Genomic DNA, 20,011 nt, shown 5'->3' on the forward strand with positions numbered 1-20,011 from the left:
TAAAACCCTATTCAGTAAGGGGTATATCAATTTTTACCTTTCCGTCCAAATACAGTGGATAGCTATTAATATGGAAGCGAATTGGATTCACTACCTTTTCAAAATCAAATGTAGAGACTTCTGTGACATAAGGGTAATCTCTGCTCATATGCGCTTCTACTAGATTACTACTTAAATCATTGCCTTCTTGATCCACCATTTCAGAAAATAGTAGCCAACCTCCAGATGGATAAGTGACTTCCACTGTATTGTCCGATGGTACTTGAACAGTAATATCCAGTTCACTTGGCACATACAGCACTTTCTTTTGCTCAAAATCTATCTCGATATAGTCCGAGCCTTTTGGAAGTGCTTGAATCTTCTCGATCTCTAATGTTAATTTTTCCGGTTGTCGGAAGTAATTACTTTGTAAAAATAAGCTCACGTCACCGTCATCCAAATTGCTGACTCCCCCCGAGTCATTTCTTAGTTGACCCCACTCTTCGCCATTCTCATCAATCAACCGCATTGATGTAAATTTTAGTAATTGCATCGTGTTTTGTTCGTCAGCAGCTAGACGAATTTCTGCACGTAAGGGCGAAATTTTCAACTGTTTAATGTCAATTTTTTGACCATCTACGACAACGGATTGATTCACCCCATATACTTTTGGTTGTTCAATAGGCTTGGTGAGTGTGAATGGCACGGCGAACTTAGTATTTGCTGCATCACTCAAGTGCAAATTAAATTCAAATGTCCTATTGTCATACGATAAATCATTGGCGGATACAATTTCAACTTTGTCTTCCTGTTCAGTCCTCTTACCCGTTTTAGAGGAAACATAGGGATTTGTGACCCCAAATGGGATGCCTTGTTGAGACACATCTAAAGAAGTTATACTCAATTCAGAAAGATCAAAGGGGGATTCAAGCTTATAGAATATAGTCATACCCGAATGGTCAGCCACGACCCCCTGTAAAGTCAAGGTATAATCCCCCTTCGTTACCTCAATTCCAAGTTCCTCATAGTAATTATTTTCAACAATATCACCGATTCCTTTATCAAAAGAAATCATGTGCACGATAGAATCAAACCCAGGGATTTTGGCCATCGTTTGTGCAAATACAGGAGATACACGAATGGATGCTACAAACAGTACCAACATAATAGCCGCTACACTGGCAACTGAATACAGAAGGCGTTTTCTCTTCTTTGTTAACCGATGCTGTTGCACAGCTTTTATACGTGCTTGATGTAAGGCTTCTTTTGGGATTTCAATTGTTTCTAATTCCTCGATGAGCTTCTGCCAGTCCTGCTCGTTCAAGTTAGTCATTTACAGTTCCTCCTTCTCAATTAGTACACGTAATCTTTTTAAGGTCGTGTGTAGCCTTGATTTCACAGTACCTTCGGGAATTTGCTTCAGCTGTGCAATGTCCGCATTCTTCATATCTTGGAAATATTTTAAGTAAATCAGTTCCTGTTGTTCTATTGGCAAACTTGCGATGATATCAGCCATTTCGAATGGTTGATGATCCGTCGAAGCGACTTCCAGATCTTGATTAAAGACAAATTTCTCTTGCTTCTTTTTCACATCTAAACAAATATTAATGATAATTCGAACAAGCCATGTTGCTATGTATGCGGGTTCTTTGACGCTATGAATCTTTTTTAAAGCACGATACGTCAGCTCTTGTAGCGCTTCAATAGCATCATGCTCATTTTTCAAGTAAGCATAAGCTGTCCGATAAAGCATATCTTCATGTTGCGTTAATAACTCCACTAACGCCTGCTCATCACCAGCAATTGCACGTTGTTCCAAATCCATACTCCCACCCCCTCCTTATTTATTAGACAGTTTGAAATGGTAAATCGTTCATTTTATTATGGTTAATAAAAAAAGAGTTCCATTTCGAAAGTGGATATTCTATCCAAACACCTGATCAAATTGTAACGCTTATTTAATTATTGGAGTAGATAAACTATTTCATTTGACTTTGAAGTCAATTTCATAATCAGAAATTTAGTTACTAATCGGATCTATTAAAAAGAAGGGCAGCTCCCCTAAATTTTAATTAGGAGAAGCTGCCCTTTGTTTGTAATATTAACCTCTATTAAACTAATCGCTCATTACTGAATTTTACTTCGTTCATTCACTCTATTTAAGCACATATTCCTGCTCTAGCAGTTCCTGAACTGGCTTATATGCATATCCTAAGTCTTCCGCAACTGCCTTATAGGTAACATGACCATCTAAAACGTTGACCCCTTTTGAGAGTGGCTCATTATCAAGGCATGCTTGGATATACCCTTTGTTGGCAATTTGTAAAGCGTAAGGAACGGTCATATTCGTTAAAGCCATCGTTGATGTGTAAGGAACTGCTCCTGGCATATTAGCAACCGCATAATGAACAACGCCATGCTTTTCATATGTTGGGTTATCATGCGTTGTAATTCGGTCCGAAGTTTCAAAAATGCCGCCTTGGTCAATCGCAATATCAACTAGTACGGAACCTGGACTCATCGATTTAATCATCTCTTCTGAAACGAGTTTTGGAGCTCGTGCACCTGGTATAAGAACAGCCCCAACAACAAGGTCGGATTCTTTGACAGATGCAGCTATATTAAATGGGTTAGACGCAAGTGTTTGAATATCAGTTCCAAAAAGATCTTCCAACTGACGCAGTCTATTCACACTTAAATCGATAACTGTCACTTGTGCCCCCATACCGATTGCAACACGTGCGGCATTCGTTCCTGCAATCCCTCCTCCTATGATAGTGACTTTCCCTCGTGATACACCTGGAACGCCACCTAGTAGAACCCCTTTTCCACCGTGGATTTGTTCCAAGTATTGCGCACCAATTTGCGTAGCCATTCGACCAGCTACTTCACTCATTGGCGATAATAGTGGCAATGTATTATTCGGCAATTGCACAGTTTCATAGGCAATTGCAACGACTTTATTGTCTATTAAAGCTTTCGTCAAAGCAGGCTCAGCTGCCAAATGTAAATAGGTGAAAAGGATTAACCCTTCTCGGAAGTAACCGTATTCCTCTTCTAACGGTTCTTTTACTTTCATGACCATATCGGCTAGCCATGCCTCTTTTGCTGTCTTTACAACTACGGCTCCTTCACGGCTATAGTCCTCATCAGTAAAACCTGATTTCAAACCAGCCCCTGTTTCGATGAATACTTCATGCCCAGCAGTTTTCAATGTTACAACTCCACTAGGTGTCATAGCTACTCGATTTTCATTATTTTTTATCTCTTTTGGAACGCCGATTTTCATGTATATTCCTCCTTTATCTGTGTGTGGTTTCCTTGCTAGTGCTTAGCCTTTGTATGTCTCGTTTTCTTTGAATACTTTCTTTAAAACTGCAACGATAAATTCGAAATCTTCATCTGTACTAGAAAGCGGCGGGCTAAGAGCTAAAATATTATTAAAGCCGGCAACGGTATCGCCATTTCGTCCAATAATGAGTCCGTTTGCCTTACACTCGCTAATAATCTTTGCAACACGTGCATTAGTCGCTGGCTCTTTTGTTTCCTTGTCTTCTACAAGTTCGATCCCTAGCAGAAAACCTAGACCGCGGATATCCCCAACAAATGGATGATCTTTTAGACTTGCTAGTTCTTTTAGGAGACGCTCCCCAAGTTCGGCAGATCGTTCAAATAGATTTTCTCTCTCCATAATTTCTAAGTTCTTTAATGCAACCGCACAAGCAGCTGGATTTCCACCAAACGTATTCACATGACGGAAGTGGCTGTTTTCTTCTCCTGTATCGAATTTTTCGTAAATATCTTTTCGAATCGCAGTTACAGATAGCGGCAAGTAAGCACTTGTCAATCCCTTTGCCATCGTAATAATATCCGGTTTCAAATTGAAATGCTGATGGCCAAACGCTTTCCCTGTACGTCCGAAACCACAAATCACTTCGTCTACAATAAGCAACACGCCGTGACGATTACAAATCTCTTGGACTTTTTCCAAATAAACAGGATGTGGAATAAGAATACCACCACCTGTAATAAGTGGTTCCATAATAATTCCGGCAATCGTCTCTTTTTGCTCCCAAATAATTTTCTCTTCAAACTCTTGGGCACGTTGAATACTATATTCTTCAATTGATTGCCCAGCTGGTCTACGGTAATTATCCGGTGGTGCTACGTGTAAGAATCCAGGCGCAAGTGGCTCATATTTATATTTTCTTAATGCTTGACCTGTCGCTGCTAGTGCCCCCATTGAACTTCCATGATAGGCACGATAGCGCGAAATAAATTTATAACGGGAAGGTTCCCCATTTTGCTGGTGGTATTGACGTGCCAGCTTAAAAGCTACTTCGTTCGCATCAGATCCACTATTGGAGTAAAAAATCTTATAGTCATCACCAAGCATTGTATTAAGTTTTTCTGCCAATTCAATCGCTGGTCCGTGGCTTTGAGTCATAGGTACATATGCTAGTTTCTTCATTTGCTCGTATGCTGCTTGCGCAAGTTCCTCACGCCCATAGCCAACATTTACTGCCCAGAGACCTGACATCCCGTCTAGATAACGGTTGCCATCATGATCTGTAATCCATGCTCCTTCTCCACTCTCTACAACCATCGGAGGATTCTTTTCGTTGTAGGCAGAAATGTGATGCCATACATTTTCACGATCTTTTTGCACTAATGACTTAGCTGTCTCTTTTGTTGTTGTCAATTTCTCCACTCCCTTTTTTATCAATGACGTGCCGTTAACATTTTCTTACGCGTATAAAACTCGACTCCATCACGGCCATTGGCATGTAAATCACCGTAGAATGATTTTTTGTAACCTGAGAACGGAAAGAATGCCATTGGTGCAGGTACTCCTAGGTTCACACCAAGCATTCCAGCATCAATATCTTCTCGGAACTGACGAATTGCTTTTGCACTATCCGTGAATAGGCAAGCTCCATTGGCAAACTCTGATTTGTTGGCAAACTCGATTGCTTCTTCCAATGTATCCACCCTTACGATAGACAATACTGGAGCAAAGATCTCTTCTTTCCAAATCTTCATTTCCTGCGTCACATGATCGAAAATGGTTGGTCCAACAAAATAACCGCCTTCCGAAGTTGACTTGTCACTTCGACCGTCGCGTAACAGTTTTGCACCTTCTTCAACACCCGATTCGATATAGCTTAACGTTTTGTCTTTATGTGAATCTCTAATGACCGGACCAAGGAATACCCCTTCTTCTAGGCCATTACCGATTGCCAGTTTATTCGACTCATCCACTAATCTTTCTACTAACTTATCCGCTACGTCACCAACTGCAACGACAACTGCACAAGCCATACATCTTTCCCCAGCTGATCCAAATGCAGCATTTATAATATTTGTCACTGTTAAGTCCATATCAGCATCTGGCATAACAATCGTATGGTTTTTTGCACCGGCTAATGCCTGAACGCGTTTCCCATTTGAGGTTCCCGTTTTATACACATATTCTGCTACTGGTTGAGAACCAACAAACGACACTGCCGGAATATCCGGATGGCTAAGAATGCCGTTCACGATATCATGTGCTCCATGTACGATATTGAAGACACCTTCTGGCAGCCCCGCTTCATGTAGTAATTCTGCTAGACGGTTTGCCAAAAGAGGAGTGCGTTCGGACGGTTTTAGAATAAACGCATTTCCACTCGCAATCGCTAGTGGGAACATCCAACAAGGCACCATCATTGGGAAGTTAAAAGGTGTAATTCCTCCGACTACTCCGATTGGATATCGGTACATGCCGGACTCGACATTCGTTGCAATATCAGGAAGCTGTGTTCCCATCATGAGTGTCGGTGCACCTGCCGCAAACTCTACACATTCAATCCCGCGTAGTACTTCCCCATAAGCTTCGTTGTAATTTTTTCCGTTTTCAATAGTAATAAGCTTGGCCAGCTCATCCCAGTTTTCAGTTAATAATTGTTGATATTTGAATAGAATTCGAGAACGTTGTGGAACAGCTGTTTTTCTCCATTTGGCAAAAGCTTTTTTTGCTGCCTTTACTGCATTTTCCAAATCTTCCTGCGTAGAAATCGGAACTTCTGCAATAATTTCTCCGGTTGCTGGATTTGGCACTTCTTCATATTTATCTGTCGTTGATTTTACCCATTGTCCATTGATGAAATTTGTGAGTGTTTTCTTTTCTACTACTGTTGTCGTCATATTTTATTCCTCCTGTTCTATTTCTCTTGCTAGTTGATGCTATTTTCGTTAGACTTCATAATATACTTTACAAATTATTTTGACTATTGTCACTTTACACTATGTAAAATCATAAGCTCTTTATTTTTACGTTATGGGGAGGCATCTTTAGATGAATGAATTGAAATTGACCGTTAGAAATGTGCTTTCTCGGGATTCGTTCAAATGTGCGAAAGTTGTTGCGGGAGAGGCTGGATTAGAACGACAAGTGAAATGGTCACATGTGTTAGAAGTTAATGACTTTGAATCATTAATAAACGGAGGTGAAATGATTCTTACTACAGGAGGAGGTCTACTATCAGATCTTCCTACGCAATTAGAATATGTGATGAAGTTGATAGAAAAAGATGTCGCATGTATTTGTATAGAGTTGGGAATTTACTTCAAGGAAATTCCGTCAGAACTCATTGAACTCGCAAACAAGCACTCTTTTCCAATTATCACATTTGAGAATACCGTGAAATTTGTGGATATCACGCAGGACCTTCATACATTTATCATCAATCAACACCATCAAATGCTATCACAGCTCGATACGCTGTCTAGGAAATTCAATGCTTCTTCGCTTACACCAAATGGTATTTTAAAAATCTTATTGGAGATACACCAGTTTTTCCGGCAGAGCATTATATTCATTTCCGATGATGAAAAATCATATTATTACCCGTCTGAAACGAAGGAATTAGAAAAAAACATCCGAAATCATCTTGAAAATTCCTCTTCGTTCCATTCGGAGCAGAAACTTTTTACACTTGCTGAACAAACTTTCGCTCTTATGCCAGTCGAAGGACTAGGACAAACCTGGGGGTATCTGTGCCTACAAGTGAAGCAGCCGGTGCCAGATGATTTTACTTTTCTTATATTGGACCGTGCTGCGCTTGCAATAGCCCAGATTTTGTTACGAAACCGCACGATTGAAGAACGTAAACAGCATAATGAGGATGAGGTTGTCCGAAATCTTTTGAATGGTCGAGATGTCGATCCAGACTATCTACAAACTTATTTGCCGGCTACTAGTCGCAATATGTACTATAGAGTTTTCATCATTCGCACGGAGTTTCCTGAGTCTAGCTTTGATGAAGAAGATTGGGAAGAAATTAAACTGCAACGTTCGATGATGATCCGATCACTCTTTAAACGTCATGGTTTTTTCCCTGCTGTTTCTTCCAGTAAAAACGAAATAGCCATTATCGCTTCTTTTATCGCCGCAGATCACCTTAAACTGGAGAAGGATCGATTTTCCCAAATTATCCAGAGTATTATGGCAACAAAAGTGAATCATTTCTTAGATTGGAAGGAATGTTCATTCGGCATTAGTATGGTATACAAGGGAATTTCAGATATAACACGCGGCTATGAAGAGGCAAATGAAGTACTCCAACTACTCCAAGCGTCTATTTTAGATTCACACTTTTATGAAGACCTTGGCATATACCAAATTCTGCTACCATTAAAAAAGAGCGGATGTCTTGAAAATTATGTGCATCATTATTTGGGACCACTTATCGATTATGACGAGAAAATGCAAAGCGACCTATTAGAAACACTTTCTGTCTACCTAGAGTATATGGGTTCCAAAAAAGAGGCTGCAGAACGTCTTTTCATCGTTAGGCAGACCTTATATCACCGTATCGAAAAGCTAGAACAGCTTCTTGGAGAAGACTTTATGGAACCAAGGAATCGCTTGGCCCTTGAAACTGCCATTAAAGCTTATAATTTATTAAATGAGAAAGTGCTCAAAACAAAGAAAGTGGCCATTTCTCCATAAAGCAAGAGCAAGGAAGCATTTCTTTTTCTATAAAGTAAAACGTCAATCAGTGGGCTACACATCCCCACTGATTGTTTATTGGTACCTTCGAATCATCTTGCATTTGAAACACTTTAGCCATGCATCTTTTTAACACTCCGTATAATTCAAATCCATTTTAGTTTACAACTTGTCTATAAAAACTAATTTTCTATTGTGTATACTCTAACTAGTAACTTGTAAGAATATTCTCACTAAAATTAATGAAAGCGTTTTTATAAAAGAGAGGAGGAAATAGTTGTACACACTTAAATTTCTGGTCAGGTCACCCTAGATTGACAAAAAGAGTAGATATTTTTTTAGGAATCACGACTTTTACAAGGGGGAATGTAAATGACTAGTCAACAAGGTCAGTTAAAGTCAGACTTAAAGATCCGACATATTAGTATGATTTCCATTGCTGGTGTCATAGGTGCAGGTTTATTTATCGGTAGTGGTGCAGTAATTAATGCTTCAGGACCAGGAGCCATTCTTTCCTACGCATTTGCCGGGGCAATTGTCGTATTAGTAATGAGAATGCTTGGTGAAATGGCTGCTGCCCATCCAACAAGCGGCTCTTTTTCGACTTACGCAAGCGATGCAATTGGACCGTGGGCAGGATTTACAATCGGTTGGTTGTATTGGTTTTTCTGGGTTGTCGTTATTGCGATTGAAGCAATTGCAGGAGCGGCTATTATGCAATATTGGATACCAGATTTTCCACTTTGGCTAATGGCACTCATCTTAACAGTCCTGCTAACACTGACAAACCTGTTTTCGGTTAAGTCCTTTGGGGAGTTTGAATATTGGTTTTCACTTATTAAGGTAATCAGCATTGGCTTGTTTCTTGTACTTGGTCTTTGTGTCATTTTCGGTTGGTATCCTGGCGTAGGGGCACCTGGTACTGCTAATCTATTAGGAGCAGGTGGATTTGTACCTACTGGATTTGGTTCTGTTCTACTAGGAATTACGGTTGTTATCTTTTCATTTATGGGGACTGAAATCGTTGCAATTGCGGCTGGTGAGTCAGACCATCCTGGAAAAGCTGTACGGATTGCTACCAATAGTGTTATTTGGCGAATTCTTATCTTCTACATTGGGTCCATTGCTATTGTCGTTACATTATTACCGTGGAACTCCGCCAACATTCTTGTCAGTCCATTCGTTGCGGTACTCGATTACATCGGTATACCTGCAGCGGCACAGCTTATGAACTTTGTTGTGCTGACCGCAGTTCTATCTTGTCTAAATTCTGCTTTATATGCAAATTCTCGTATGTTGTTCGGCATGGCAAAGAAAGGCGATGCGCCAAAAGCATTTATGAAACTTAGCAAGAAAGGTGTTCCTGTACGTGCAATACTATTTAGTACATTATTTTCATATATTGCGGTAATTTTTAGCTATACTTCTCCTGACAAAATATTTTTATTTTTAATTAATTCATCTGGGGCTGTAGCATTATTAGTCTACCTTGTCATCGCGGTCTCTCATTTAAGGATGCGAAGAAAGTTAGAAAAGGAAAACCCGGAAGCACTTCAACTAAAAATGTGGCTATTCCCTTACTTGACGTATGCAACGATATTCGTTATCTCAGGAATCTATGTCGCAATGCTTATCATTGAATCATTACGAGTACAAGCTCTACTCACCTTGCTAATCGCTAGCTTGACTATCATTTCTTATTTCATTTTTGTTCGTAAAAAAGATAGAGTTGGAGAATTAGAGGAAAGTATTTTACAAGTTTCTCCTAAAACTACTCGCTAGCCTTAATAGAAAAGACGGTACCGCTTCATTTAGCGATACCGTCTTTGTTATTTAGCTTTTTGGATACGCCTCATTACCAAAATATCTGTCTCTTATGATATTACAATGATGAAGCTCGTGACCCGCAATAATTGCTATTAGGGCACGGACAGTTATTTCCGTATTATTGGCAGTTCCTCGACGTAGCAAATCTTCTGTCGCCAAGCCTTTAATCAGGTGAATGGTTGATTGGCGAACAATATTCAAATTTTGAAGAAGGTCTTTTATTGACTGTTTATCAAATGTTGCATGTCGGGTGTATTCTTTCTCATCATATCCAGGAAGCGAAACAGTATCCCCTCGCGCGATGGCTAGAAGTCTGTATGCCATTACTCGCTCTGTATCTGCCATATGACCAATCACTTCTTTTATACTCCACTTCCCAGAGGAGTAACGAAAATGAGCTTGATCATCCGAAATGTCGAGTAGTAAGCCAATCGTCTTTTCCATTTGCTTCGCTAAAGTTTGTATGATATCTCCATCAGGTACTAATTTCACATAACTCGAATAATACGGAGCGTACTCGTCTTCCGCAAGCATATTGTGCATGTAGATTCCCCTTTATAGTTAATACTTTTACATATTCGGTGATCCCTCTATTTATTCGTTTTATCAATTAAATCATAGGTTGAAGATCTTCTTTTAAAATGGAGTACATATATAAATCTTCAAATTTACCGTTTGCAAATTCATAATGTCTTAACAATCCTTCTCTTTGAAACCCTTGTTTCTCTACTAGTTTTTGAGATGGAACATTAGTTAGTTCAATTAATGCCTCTATTCTTTCTAGCTGGAAATGCTCAAAACCATATTTAACGACTGCTTCTAACACTTCGCTAGCTATCCCTTTGCCCCAGTGAACTTGACTCAATTCATAACCAATTTCTGCACGGTAATGTTTAGGTTGTCTATTAAGAAACCCACAACTTCCTATTACCTTACCCGAATCTTTTAGGGTGATGCCCCATCTAATTCCTGTTCCTTCTTCGTAGATAGATTGATACCATTTAATTTCATCCCATACGTCTTCCACTGTTTCAAATGGTTCTAAACCCATTGGCTTTACCACATCGTTATCGGACAAATATGTATACATATCATAAGCATCCTCTATTGTTACTTCTCTTAAGATTAATMTGCTTGTTTCTATTATAGGAAATTTTTTCATCTGACCTATCCCCTTTTTCTGCTAATTGAGTATATTATACACGATAATCAATGAAGAACTTCACCGAGAAAGTGACACTTTGTTTTTAGTCAGCAAAACTCGATTGAATGAAACCGAAACAAGAAATAAGCTCTACTAACAGGTAGTACTTATTGAAAAAGTTTTCTTTCGAGGTTATACTTGAGATAGAAAATGATTATATTAAAAAAGACTGACTAGTGCTTCAACACTAACCAGTCTTTGTAATAAAATGAATCGCTTCAAAGGCGATCAGCACATTACGTAGTAAACCGTCTTATGCTTGCAGGCTTAGGGGCGGTTTACTTTTTTCTTGAAAAAGTATATGACAACGCTAGAATAGCAACAATCAGCGTAGAAAAACCGACTATCAAGCTAAACGTTTCGAAGATCGTCATAGAGCATCATCTCCTTTCCCTTCAGTTATGAACGGAAGAAATGGAAAAAGATATGCTAACCACCCTTGAAACCCCTATTCTATTACTCTTCTATTATACCATACATACGTTCTCATAACGTTTATTTATATTGAAATTTACAAGCTTTCGACTGTCTTTTATCCAATTTTTTGGGGAGTATCGTTTTGTAGAAAATATTAATAAATTTCGCGTGCATCTGAGCTCAAGCGTTCTGCATTCTCTAAATATGCAGTCACCTTTTTGTCTTCTTCATACGGGTAATTAAAACCTAAACTACTAGCGACAAACATTGCTGTACTACGAAACAGATTACACATTGCAAACAAGGCTTTCCATACTTCTTTATAACTTCCATTTGGATATGTGGCAAGCAACTCTTGCCAATTATTTTCTGAAAGATACTTCTCCAAATACTTACCGCTTTTACCTATGCTAACGGAGTAATTCGTTTCAATACCTACCTTCCACTCAAGCATTTTAGTTAGCATCGGTCTGACAATAGTATGGAGATGTTCCATTGCATAAAGAATTTCTCTTCTCCATAATCCTTTTGCAACATAAGTCGATACCCACCAAAATTCATTGCAACAATCTGCAAAAAGTTCAGCAGTTGGCCGTTTTACCCAATAATCCTCATCAGTGGGAAGAGGAACTTTCGGGAGAGAATGATCTTTATCCAGTAAAATAATCGTTAGCTTGTCCTCTTTACAATATGTATCTTTTTCTTCTATTGGTATTAATGTTAAATCGATTCGATTTCCGTCTATAAATAACATTAAATAAGAAAATCTTTCGCCCAACTCAGGAGGAAACATGGACATATTTTCTGGCGTTTGCATAATAATTCGCTCGCCAAAAATATCTATCCAAGTTGGATCATTAATAAAAGAATCGATTTCTGTTACAAGATAAACAATATCAAAATCTTGAAAAATATCTTTCGAAGCATTCGGATTGGTTCTTGATCCGTTCATTCCGACAGCGCGAATTCGTTTGTCTTGTGTTGCTACTTTTAATACCAAGTCCATGATTTGCTGTTCTGTCCGCATTTATTCGCCTCCTGTATTAATCTCAGAATCCAATCATTTCCTAATTTAAATGAAAAAACTCAGTCAAAGGTACTTTCCGTCCTTCTTTATGCCATTTTTGGTACGCATCAAAAACCAGTTCAATATTATTTTTAGCACGAACTTCCACTAAAAATTTCACTGCAAGATAACTACGCCAATAATCATACATAATACTAGATAAGGTACCTTCATAAGAACTACTCCCGAATTCGTCTAAAGGGCGTATCCCATATTTGTCTTTAAATACTTCCACTAGTTCCATCTCTATGTTTGTTATTTCTTCAAACTCTTTCTTGTTTAACAGAAACTTTCTTGGCAGATACTCACACATTCCCTCTTCAAACCATATACTGTCTCCACGATCATCTTCAAATTCATCGATAAATAAATCTGAATGATGCGTTAATTCATGCCCCAATATGGTCAATAAATGATTTTCCGAATAGTTTTCATAAAACTTCTGAATATGTGGTAGAGGCTTTCCATCTAGTTGTTTTATAAAGAGCTTTCTCCAAGCAGGCAAATCTGGAGACATATAGATGATGTCTTTATTTGTATAGGCTGGTATTGGTATAGTAGATAAAACGGTAGTAGCTAGCTCCTCGGTTGTCCACACTATTGCTTTTGGCATCTCAGACAATGCGAAATTCTCTTCCAAAATATGTTGATACTCCTTTAATTTTTTGCCAAATCTCTCAATAACATCTTGATATTTTGCATACTCTTCTATTTTTTCAAACGCATATATTTGTTTCATACATAAAAATCCTTTCATCTACTTCTGAAATTTGTTTGCGACAGGTATTGCAAGATTTATTTTCTTTTCACAGCTAGTTTAACGGATACATTAAGTTGTTCTTTATAAACCCCAGTATCATCAAGCGCTAATAATTTTTCTTTTATGTGTTCTTCAAATGACCAAACGTTTTCGCCTAGAAATCGTTTAGTACCATAAGAAGTAGAGTATATATTTCCGATTATAGCGTCCACTGTCCATATTTGTTCGTAAGTTGGCATCTCGTGGATTTCTAAGTCAAAATTGGAATTCGAGATAATAGTTTGATGGCTAATGGTTGGATGAGCATATGTCGTGTTTCCTGCTCTTCTTTCATTTCCATACCAACGCTTGACTACCTCGTCCACTTTCTTTTGCCATGGCAATAGCTCCTTATTTGAAGAATATGTATCAATAATCGCTATCCCGCCATCACAGGCGACCATGTCGTCCAAAGTATCGAGAACCTTTGCTCTATCCATCCAATGAAAAGCCTTTGCAATTGTCACCAATTGAAAAGTTTCATCCGAGTTTTCTTTATATGTATCAATATCGCCAGTAAACCATTTCACATTTTCCGCTCTAATTACCTTACTTAGACGTATTGCTTCGTCAATCATTTCGGGCTCCCTATCAATTCCAACTATCCCTTCAAACCAATCAGAGAATCTGTGCGCTAATTGTCCAGTGCCGCAGCTTAAATCGAGCATTTTTCCACTACCGTCCAAAGAAAACTTTTCAATTAAAAACCTAATTAATGAAGCTGGATACATAGGTCTATAACGTGAATAATAATGAGCCGTTCCCTTGAATAAATCTTCTCCATAAGCTGTCATTGTTAATGTTTCCTTTCTTACTTGTATTAAGCTTTTAAAAAGCCTAATACGCTACTTACAAACTTTTCTGTTTCCTCTAATTCAGGAAAATGGGCACTATTATTAAATAAAATCCATTCACTGTTAGAAAGGTTTCTAGTTATTAAATTGGATATTGGAATTCCTGTACTTCTATCATATATACCAGTGATGATTAATGTTTTATGATGAATACGGTTAAGCCGTTCATAAAGTGGAGGAGTTACGGGAGTTTTCTTCAAAACCGCAAGCATAAGCCCTGTATTATGTAAGTTACTTTCTATTACTAACTGTCGATACTTTGTCGCAACATCCGGATCCACAAAGAGTAAACGATCAATCGTTTTCTGATCAACATTTTCCCATACTTGTTTGTATTTATGTTCAATCGAGGTATCCCCCTGGAGTATTTCTTCTATCCTATTTACTAAAGTCATATCTGCAATCGACAGAAAACCAGCTATTTGTATCATATATTGCGTCTTTAGATTGATTAAACTAGGGCCAGATAAAACTATTTTGTTTATAAGATTTGGAAAATTTGAAGCGAACTCAAGTGCTAACTCTCCTCCAAATGAGTAACCAAGTAAGTCTATTTTTTCACACCCCGTCCACTGAATAACTTTCCAAAAATCGTCCACCAATTCATTCATACTATAAGCATTATCGTCCATCGGTTTGCTGCTTCTACCGCATCCACGCTGCTCATAATATACTACTGTTCTAGCTTGAGCTAGATAAGGGCCAATAGTTCTTTCGAAAGTATAAAGATTTCCTCCTGGACCACCGTGAATAACAACTAAAGGAATAGTATTATTTTCTTTTCCTGTTACCTTTATCCAATGTGTTACTCCATTTATGTCTACTTGATATTCGCCGTTTTCTCTATTCATAATTGCTCCTTCTGCAAATTAATCTTCAACCACTTCAATTAAATCAGTATGAATCTTAACAAAGTAAGTTTCTAACAATTCTCCTAGCTTTCCATTAAGTTTGTTATATTCCTTATCCGCTTTATTAATAACACGATAAAATTCATTTTCTTCAATCTCGCCATTTTCTAAAGCCACGAACTTTTTCCACATTTCTTCCCCATAATTTTTTTCAATTAGTGCATAATCATGTGCACCAATCTTCTCTAGAATATCTATTAGTTCTTGTAAGTAATTAGTTATTCCTACTTTTTCTATATGTTGCGAAAACCATGTAAATAAGATTTCATGACCCCCACTTTCAAGCTCAGAATAATATTGAAAAACAATAAATGTTTCGTTTAATACTTTATTTTCTGTTGGATATTCATTGTCGCCAATTAATGTAATCATTGCATTCCATATATCTTTCGTACTTAATAAATTTTTTCTTTTCATTTTAGCCCTCACTGAATTCCCTCCAAATCCCTACTCTATCACTTGCTTTTATTCTCTAGCAAAATCGTTTCTTCCAAGTGATCCCATTTTACTTTAACTAGAATAGTTTCATCCTCATTTACTTTTGCCGCTCCCTCAGAACTTCCGCTATTAGTGAATACTTTTGTTGTCAAAGGTTCAGTAAACTCCTCGGTTCTTTTACTACTTCTACCAAATGCTTCATATGAATATTCAAGGTTTTGTAAGGAAGATAATTCTTCTAAAGAACCTTTATATTTTAAGACAAAATCATCGGTGTCTTCGATGGAATAAGTAATTACCCCATCTTTTTTTCCCCATTTTTCCGTTCCATTATAAGAATATACCGCTTCCCAATGGTCACTTTCTCCCATAAATTTATAATTGTTATGCGTCGTTTCTGAACAACCTGTTAAAAGTATGATAGCTAGGAATCCAATGATGATTTTTTTCAACATAATGCTCCCTTCAATTTCACACTGTAAAACCGCATTGCTTTTGGAACGCCTTCTATTTCAAAAATCCCTTCTAATATTAACTGGCGCACTCGATATTCGAAAAAAGCATCGCCCACGTATTGATCCGAGTTTCCAAGTACTTCTCCAATTAGTCGGGCTGATTTCATGAAATCAGGTTTTGTTTGTTCATTATGCAAATAACGAGCCTTTTCAATAATAAATGCATCAAAGTAACTTTCTGGCACACTTTTAATCTGATCATCCTCCCAAATACGTAGTGCATCAGTTGTTTCGGCAAGTTGTATCCATTCTTCGGCAAGTTTGTTACGAAGCCAGTCTGTTAATGGCTGGTCAATTTTGTGCGTTTTGTAAATCTTTTTTAATTCATCCTTTCCTACTTCTCCCGAATGAGATGGAATCATACTTGGCCATAGATGTTGAAATGCTGTGTTGATATTAAGGAGGCGAATGTCATTTTTCTTTTCTTTTAGGATTTGCAAGACAAGTCGTACACCGGTTTGTTCATGGGCATTGTTTGCTAGCCAGATGTAAATTGGTATATGCTCGGGTATGTTACTTATTTCTGTTAATGTTCGTTGAAAATCTTCTATATAAGTATGTGTACGCTGTTCGTCCATATTTATATGTAAGAACAGCCATTTTTTTCGTTGTTTGATTCCCTCTTCAGTGTGTAGCTGGTTTACGGGACCGATAGAAAATAGGTCCGAAAATCGGATCACTTTTTCATTCTTTGGTAGTGCCATCTTTAAGCCACCTGCAGCAGAATCCCCAAACACGATATGTATTGTATGATAAGGCTCTAGTTTTTCTTTGGAGGAATACTGTAGCAATTCCTGATACTCTTTTTTTATGTTTTCAGTAAATTCACTTTCTGAATAGCTTTTTTTCTCTAGCAATAGAATTTGTAAAAAATGTTGGAATAACAATGATTTTGCTTCTTGCTCCGATAATTGCTTCACGATTTTTTTTATTTCCTCTATCATTCATATATCACTCCTTTTGTTTAATTAAGAAATGTAAATTTGAATTGCTTTCCACACGTAAATCAATGAAGTAAGGGGAAGCAATATACCAAAGATAAGATTACTTCGAAAGATTGCCTTCCACATGCGCATTCCATTTCGTATAAACATAACGATTAAAGTCGTTGATATACCTATCATTGGAAATAGTAAACATAAGAAATCTTTTTGTCTCTCAATCTGCTATTCAATCGCTTCCACTTTCCATTCATATTCTTTCGACAATGATATTGTTTGAATACTTTTTTCTGCTCCAATTGAATTGAATGATTTAATCGTTATTTCATTTTCGGTTGCTGAAACAAGTTCATAACCATTTGGCGAAAAAGAAACGCTGTAGACGAGATAATATGATAAAAAGACGAAAGTGAGCATAACGAAAAAATATGGTATAAATGCTTTTATTTTTTGAGTAAAAGTTTTCTTCACACGAACACCCCTATATTTTTTCATTTGAGAATTTGTTACTCCCTATTCTCAAACTCCCACTATCTATATTGAATAAATAGGTTCCTTCTTTTGTATAAATAATATAATGACCGATGGATTTTTTTATGTCTGTTGTTGAAATCACTTTTTCTCGTGTTGTACTTTCAACTTTGGTTACTGCTTCTTTATATGTATAAGTTGGTAAAGACCAAAAAAAGAGAACAATTAGCAGAATTAGGCCAATTATGTAAGTAGTGATTACTCGTTTCCATTTTATATTTCCAACAGAAAAACAAGTAAAAATAATTCCACTTATACCTAAAAGGAATACCCCTATTCCAAATTTCCCAGTATTATCAATAAAGACGTACTTACTTGCAATGTAAAGCATCCATATAGAGAGTAATACGCAAATTCCACTTATACTGTACACATATTTATTTTCCATAGATTCCCTCCATTTATAATGGTTCTACTTAGAGACTCGAAAGTCCTTCTAATAATAGGAAATAAAAAAGACCAAACGCATGCAAACGTTCAGCCTTCCATTATTTTTTATGCCCACCAAGTAACCCAGCACGTTTCCTAGCCGTACCCGCTTCCGTGTAGGAAACGGCGCGTAATATTGCATTGGATCCGTATTTACTTCGGAGGTAATCCATTGTTTTTCCCAGTTCTCGAACTTTCCATTCGTCTTCTTCAAACAGGCTTAGTTGCATGGAATACTCGGGTTCTAAATTGGTAATAGAAATCGCAAGCTTGCGAATGGGCCGATGATCGTAAAATTCATCAAAGATTTGTTCGCATACTTTGTAAATGGTCATCGTGGCATTCGTCGGCTCATCGATTGAACGGGAGCGGTTAAACCCGCCACCAAGTGCATCTTTACTGTAACTTATGGAGAGATGGACCGTTCTTCCGACCATTTCAGCTTCGCGGGCACGTCTTGCCACGTCTTCACACATTTCTAATACGACTGTCATGATTTCCTCTTTTGAACGATAATCACGAAATAGTACTTGCCCTTTGCCATAACTAATTTGTCCTTCTGCTAAAGGAGCACCAAGTTCTGACAAGTCTATTCCCCACGCATGATGATACAACTGACTTCCCATGATGCCAAACTTAGCTTCTAGTGTCGCAAGCGGTGTGCTTGCTAGTTGCCCAACACTTATAATTCCCATATTATTTAATGTTTTTTCTAAACGAGAGCCAATTCCCCACATTTTGGAGAGGGGCGTAATTGGCCATAATTTTTGGGCTACATCTTCATAGGTCCATTTCGCAAAGCCTGTTTTTTTCGCTTCCAAGTCCAGTGCAAGTTTCGCCATTAGCATATTTGGCCCCATTCCAACTGCACATGGTAATTGAAACTGGTTATACAGTCCATCTTGTATGTGCTTAATCGTTCTTTCTACGGGTCCCCATAATTTTTCGGTTCCTCCCAAATCAGCGAAGCATTCATCGACGCTATACACATGAATGGCTTCGCTCGGAACGAATTGATTTAGGTAACGTGTGATTTCCATGGAAACACGAACGAAAAACTCCATCTTCGGCTCGATTAAATGGATGGACGGATGATCAGGAATTTCAAAGAGCCGAGTTCCTGTCTTCACTCCAAATTTCTTTTTCATCATGGGAGATGCCGCAAGCACAATACTTCCTTTTTGTTCTAAATTTCCGATTACCGCAATTGGTGTGCACATAATGTCGAGCCCTGCATCCGCTGCCGCGCAGCTCGCAAAAAAGCTCCGTATATCAATGCATATAATTTTTCGATTTTTTAACCCTTCATGCATTTTTCTCTTCTCCTTCTCAAAGGAACGTTTGTTCTTATTATATGCCGAACGTTTGTTTTTATTCAAGAAGGTTTTATTGGTAATAAACCTAAATAACTGGAAAATTGAAATGTTTTTTACATAAAAAACGGCTTTGTATCGATACAAAGCCGTTTAATATCAAAGTAATTTACTTAATTCTATAGCGTCCCGAATGAATTGAATCCCTTCATCAATTTTATCTTCAAGGAAGGTTCATATAAAAAGCTTTATATATTTAACGAAGTGACAGGTGGGATTCTTGCATAACTATGTGCAAGCTGTACATTTCTGTTTTGAACAACTTGCACATTCGGCAATCGAATTATCACATTTTATTATTACTTTTACTCAGGTTGCCTATTATATATACTTACAACCAAATCAAAAAAATAATTTATACAAAACATATCCAACTATAATAACAACGATTAATATTCCTGTACCTTTCCAGCCCATACCGCCTGTTAAATCAGTTAAATTTCCATTACTTCCTCTATTGAATGCATCATTAAAAGAACCAGTTGGATTATTTTTTAATTCTGTTTGTCTTAATCGTTCTCTTTTTTCTTCAGGCGTTTCATAGTGATTATTCAAACTAAACACTCCCTAAGAAAAGTCTTTGTTATCAATATTCAATAATTTATCGCCTATACCTTCTTAAATAGCCATCTATGTAGCTAACAAAGCTGTACCATAGAGCCCGCTGACTTCAACGATCACAGTGCATCAGAGATAATCGCCGTAAATTGAGTAGCACTTATGGGGATAGTTAT

21 protein-coding genes are annotated in these 20,011 nt (G+C 37.6%); 2 read left to right on the plus strand and 19 right to left on the minus strand.

The features are described from left to right. Nucleotides 1-7 precede the first annotated feature (7 nt). The 5 genes from AC1DFT_RS00765 to AC1DFT_RS00785 all read right to left on the minus strand — a co-directional run bounded on the left by AC1DFT_RS00765 (nucleotide 8) and on the right by AC1DFT_RS00785 (nucleotide 6,165). The gene (locus tag AC1DFT_RS00765; RefSeq protein ID WP_477916699.1) at nucleotides 8-1,312 is read right to left on the minus strand and encodes a DUF4179 domain-containing protein; all 1,305 of its coding nucleotides are present in this window, start codon (nucleotides 1,310-1,312) and stop codon (nucleotides 8-10) included. Beyond that, nucleotides 1,313-1,804, minus strand: coding sequence for a sigma-70 family RNA polymerase sigma factor (locus tag AC1DFT_RS00770; protein ID WP_477916701.1), 492 nt, complete (start codon nucleotides 1,802-1,804; stop codon nucleotides 1,313-1,315). It lies immediately after the preceding gene. A 330-nt stretch (nucleotides 1,805-2,134) separates the two neighbouring features. Beyond that, a complete protein-coding gene (ald, locus tag AC1DFT_RS00775; protein WP_477916702.1) occupies nucleotides 2,135-3,268 on the minus strand; it encodes an alanine dehydrogenase in 1,134 nt (377 codons plus the stop codon). A 42-nt stretch (nucleotides 3,269-3,310) separates the two neighbouring features. Then, entirely contained in the window at nucleotides 3,311-4,681 is a 1,371-nt protein-coding gene (locus tag AC1DFT_RS00780; protein ID WP_477916703.1) for an aminotransferase, read from the minus strand. 20 nt (nucleotides 4,682-4,701) lie between these two features. Then, on the minus strand, nucleotides 4,702-6,165 hold the full coding sequence (locus tag AC1DFT_RS00785; protein ID WP_477916705.1) for a CoA-acylating methylmalonate-semialdehyde dehydrogenase: 1,464 nt from the start codon (nucleotides 6,163-6,165) through the stop codon (nucleotides 4,702-4,704). Nucleotides 6,166-6,316: 151 nt separating this feature from the next. On the opposite strand from AC1DFT_RS00785, the gene AC1DFT_RS00790 reads away from it, so the two are divergent. After that, nucleotides 6,317-7,972 (plus strand): PucR family transcriptional regulator, encoded by a 1,656-nt coding sequence (locus AC1DFT_RS00790; RefSeq protein WP_477916706.1) that lies wholly within the window; start codon nucleotides 6,317-6,319, stop codon nucleotides 7,970-7,972. Between the two features lie 372 nt (nucleotides 7,973-8,344). Beyond that, nucleotides 8,345-9,754, plus strand: coding sequence for an amino acid permease (locus AC1DFT_RS00795; protein ID WP_477916708.1), 1,410 nt, complete (start codon nucleotides 8,345-8,347; stop codon nucleotides 9,752-9,754). Between the two features lie 51 nt (nucleotides 9,755-9,805). Here AC1DFT_RS00795 and AC1DFT_RS00800 read toward each other — a convergent pair whose 3' ends face one another. The 14 genes from AC1DFT_RS00800 to AC1DFT_RS00865 form a co-directional block, all read right to left on the minus strand. After that, nucleotides 9,806-10,342 (minus strand): DinB family protein, encoded by a 537-nt coding sequence (locus AC1DFT_RS00800; protein ID WP_477916710.1) that lies wholly within the window; start codon nucleotides 10,340-10,342, stop codon nucleotides 9,806-9,808. Nucleotides 10,343-10,409: 67 nt separating this feature from the next. Then, complete coding sequence (locus AC1DFT_RS00805) at nucleotides 10,410-10,961, minus strand: GNAT family N-acetyltransferase (protein WP_477916711.1); 552 nt, start codon at nucleotides 10,959-10,961, stop codon at nucleotides 10,410-10,412. Between the two features lie 320 nt (nucleotides 10,962-11,281). Then, nucleotides 11,282-11,377 carry a putative holin-like toxin gene (locus tag AC1DFT_RS00810; RefSeq protein ID WP_477916713.1) on the minus strand — a complete coding sequence of 32 codons (96 nt, stop codon included), beginning with the start codon at nucleotides 11,375-11,377 and terminating at the stop codon, nucleotides 11,282-11,284. Nucleotides 11,378-11,574: 197 nt separating this feature from the next. Beyond that, entirely contained in the window at nucleotides 11,575-12,447 is an 873-nt protein-coding gene (locus AC1DFT_RS00815; protein WP_477916715.1) for an aminoglycoside 6-adenylyltransferase, read from the minus strand. Nucleotides 12,448-12,487: 40 nt separating this feature from the next. Then, nucleotides 12,488-13,225, minus strand: a complete 738-nt coding sequence (locus AC1DFT_RS00820) for a hypothetical protein (protein WP_477916717.1) — start codon at nucleotides 13,223-13,225, stop codon at nucleotides 12,488-12,490. Nucleotides 13,226-13,281: 56 nt separating this feature from the next. Continuing rightward, nucleotides 13,282-14,079 carry a class I SAM-dependent methyltransferase gene (locus AC1DFT_RS00825; RefSeq protein WP_477916719.1) on the minus strand — a complete coding sequence of 266 codons (798 nt, stop codon included), beginning with the start codon at nucleotides 14,077-14,079 and terminating at the stop codon, nucleotides 13,282-13,284. Between the two features lie 26 nt (nucleotides 14,080-14,105). Then, complete coding sequence (locus AC1DFT_RS00830; RefSeq protein ID WP_477916721.1) at nucleotides 14,106-14,990, minus strand: alpha/beta fold hydrolase; 885 nt, start codon at nucleotides 14,988-14,990, stop codon at nucleotides 14,106-14,108. 18 nt (nucleotides 14,991-15,008) lie between these two features. Next, the gene (locus AC1DFT_RS00835; protein WP_477916722.1) at nucleotides 15,009-15,467 is read right to left on the minus strand and encodes a DMP19 family protein; all 459 of its coding nucleotides are present in this window, start codon (nucleotides 15,465-15,467) and stop codon (nucleotides 15,009-15,011) included. A 38-nt stretch (nucleotides 15,468-15,505) separates the two neighbouring features. Further along, nucleotides 15,506-15,940, minus strand: a complete 435-nt coding sequence (locus AC1DFT_RS00840; protein ID WP_477916724.1) for a membrane lipoprotein lipid attachment site-containing protein — start codon at nucleotides 15,938-15,940, stop codon at nucleotides 15,506-15,508. Then, nucleotides 15,937-16,947: a DUF1835 domain-containing protein gene (locus AC1DFT_RS00845; RefSeq protein WP_477916726.1), complete on the minus strand. Its 1,011-nt coding sequence runs from the start codon at nucleotides 16,945-16,947 to the stop codon at nucleotides 15,937-15,939. Before AC1DFT_RS00845 ends, AC1DFT_RS00840 begins: the two co-directional genes overlap by 4 nt. A 222-nt stretch (nucleotides 16,948-17,169) precedes the next feature. Further along, entirely contained in the window at nucleotides 17,170-17,415 is a 246-nt protein-coding gene (locus tag AC1DFT_RS00850; protein ID WP_477916728.1) for a hypothetical protein, read from the minus strand. 10 nt (nucleotides 17,416-17,425) lie between these two features. Continuing rightward, nucleotides 17,426-17,863: a hypothetical protein gene (locus AC1DFT_RS00855; protein WP_477916729.1), complete on the minus strand. Its 438-nt coding sequence runs from the start codon at nucleotides 17,861-17,863 to the stop codon at nucleotides 17,426-17,428. Between the two features lie 100 nt (nucleotides 17,864-17,963). Beyond that, nucleotides 17,964-19,217 (minus strand): Y-family DNA polymerase, encoded by a 1,254-nt coding sequence (locus AC1DFT_RS00860; RefSeq protein ID WP_477916730.1) that lies wholly within the window; start codon nucleotides 19,215-19,217, stop codon nucleotides 17,964-17,966. A 402-nt stretch (nucleotides 19,218-19,619) separates the two neighbouring features. Beyond that, entirely contained in the window at nucleotides 19,620-19,832 is a 213-nt protein-coding gene (locus AC1DFT_RS00865; protein ID WP_477916732.1) for a DUF6366 family protein, read from the minus strand. Between the last annotated feature and the right edge of the window lie 179 nt (nucleotides 19,833-20,011).

It is taken from the genome of Psychrobacillus sp. 05T411 (assembly GCF_056396485.1).

Coding starts and splice junctions, on each gene's coding strand:
- AC1DFT_RS00845 (WP_477916726.1), bottom strand. CDS start 16,947: ATGATAGAGGAAATAAAAAAAATCGTGAAGCAATTATCGGAGCAAGAA.
- AC1DFT_RS00795 (WP_477916708.1), top strand. CDS start 8,345: ATGACTAGTCAACAAGGTCAGTTAAAGTCAGACTTAAAGATCCGACAT.
- ald (WP_477916702.1), bottom strand. CDS start 3,268: ATGAAAATCGGCGTTCCAAAAGAGATAAAAAATAATGAAAATCGAGTA.
- AC1DFT_RS00770 (WP_477916701.1), bottom strand. CDS start 1,804: ATGGATTTGGAACAACGTGCAATTGCTGGTGATGAGCAGGCGTTAGTG.
- AC1DFT_RS00800 (WP_477916710.1), bottom strand. CDS start 10,342: ATGCACAATATGCTTGCGGAAGACGAGTACGCTCCGTATTATTCGAGT.
- AC1DFT_RS00820 (WP_477916717.1), bottom strand. CDS start 13,225: ATGAAACAAATATATGCGTTTGAAAAAATAGAAGAGTATGCAAAATAT.
- AC1DFT_RS00765 (WP_477916699.1), bottom strand. CDS start 1,312: ATGACTAACTTGAACGAGCAGGACTGGCAGAAGCTCATCGAGGAATTA.
- AC1DFT_RS00855 (WP_477916729.1), bottom strand. CDS start 17,863: ATGGAAAATAAATATGTGTACAGTATAAGTGGAATTTGCGTATTACTC.
- AC1DFT_RS00835 (WP_477916722.1), bottom strand. CDS start 15,467: ATGAAAAGAAAAAATTTATTAAGTACGAAAGATATATGGAATGCAATG.
- AC1DFT_RS00815 (WP_477916715.1), bottom strand. CDS start 12,447: ATGCGGACAGAACAGCAAATCATGGACTTGGTATTAAAAGTAGCAACA.
- AC1DFT_RS00860 (WP_477916730.1), bottom strand. CDS start 19,217: ATGCATGAAGGGTTAAAAAATCGAAAAATTATATGCATTGATATACGG.
- AC1DFT_RS00785 (WP_477916705.1), bottom strand. CDS start 6,165: ATGACGACAACAGTAGTAGAAAAGAAAACACTCACAAATTTCATCAAT.
- AC1DFT_RS00810 (WP_477916713.1), bottom strand. CDS start 11,377: ATGACGATCTTCGAAACGTTTAGCTTGATAGTCGGTTTTTCTACGCTG.
- AC1DFT_RS00825 (WP_477916719.1), bottom strand. CDS start 14,079: ATGACAGCTTATGGAGAAGATTTATTCAAGGGAACGGCTCATTATTAT.
- AC1DFT_RS00830 (WP_477916721.1), bottom strand. CDS start 14,990: ATGAATAGAGAAAACGGCGAATATCAAGTAGACATAAATGGAGTAACA.
- AC1DFT_RS00790 (WP_477916706.1), top strand. CDS start 6,317: ATGAATGAATTGAAATTGACCGTTAGAAATGTGCTTTCTCGGGATTCG.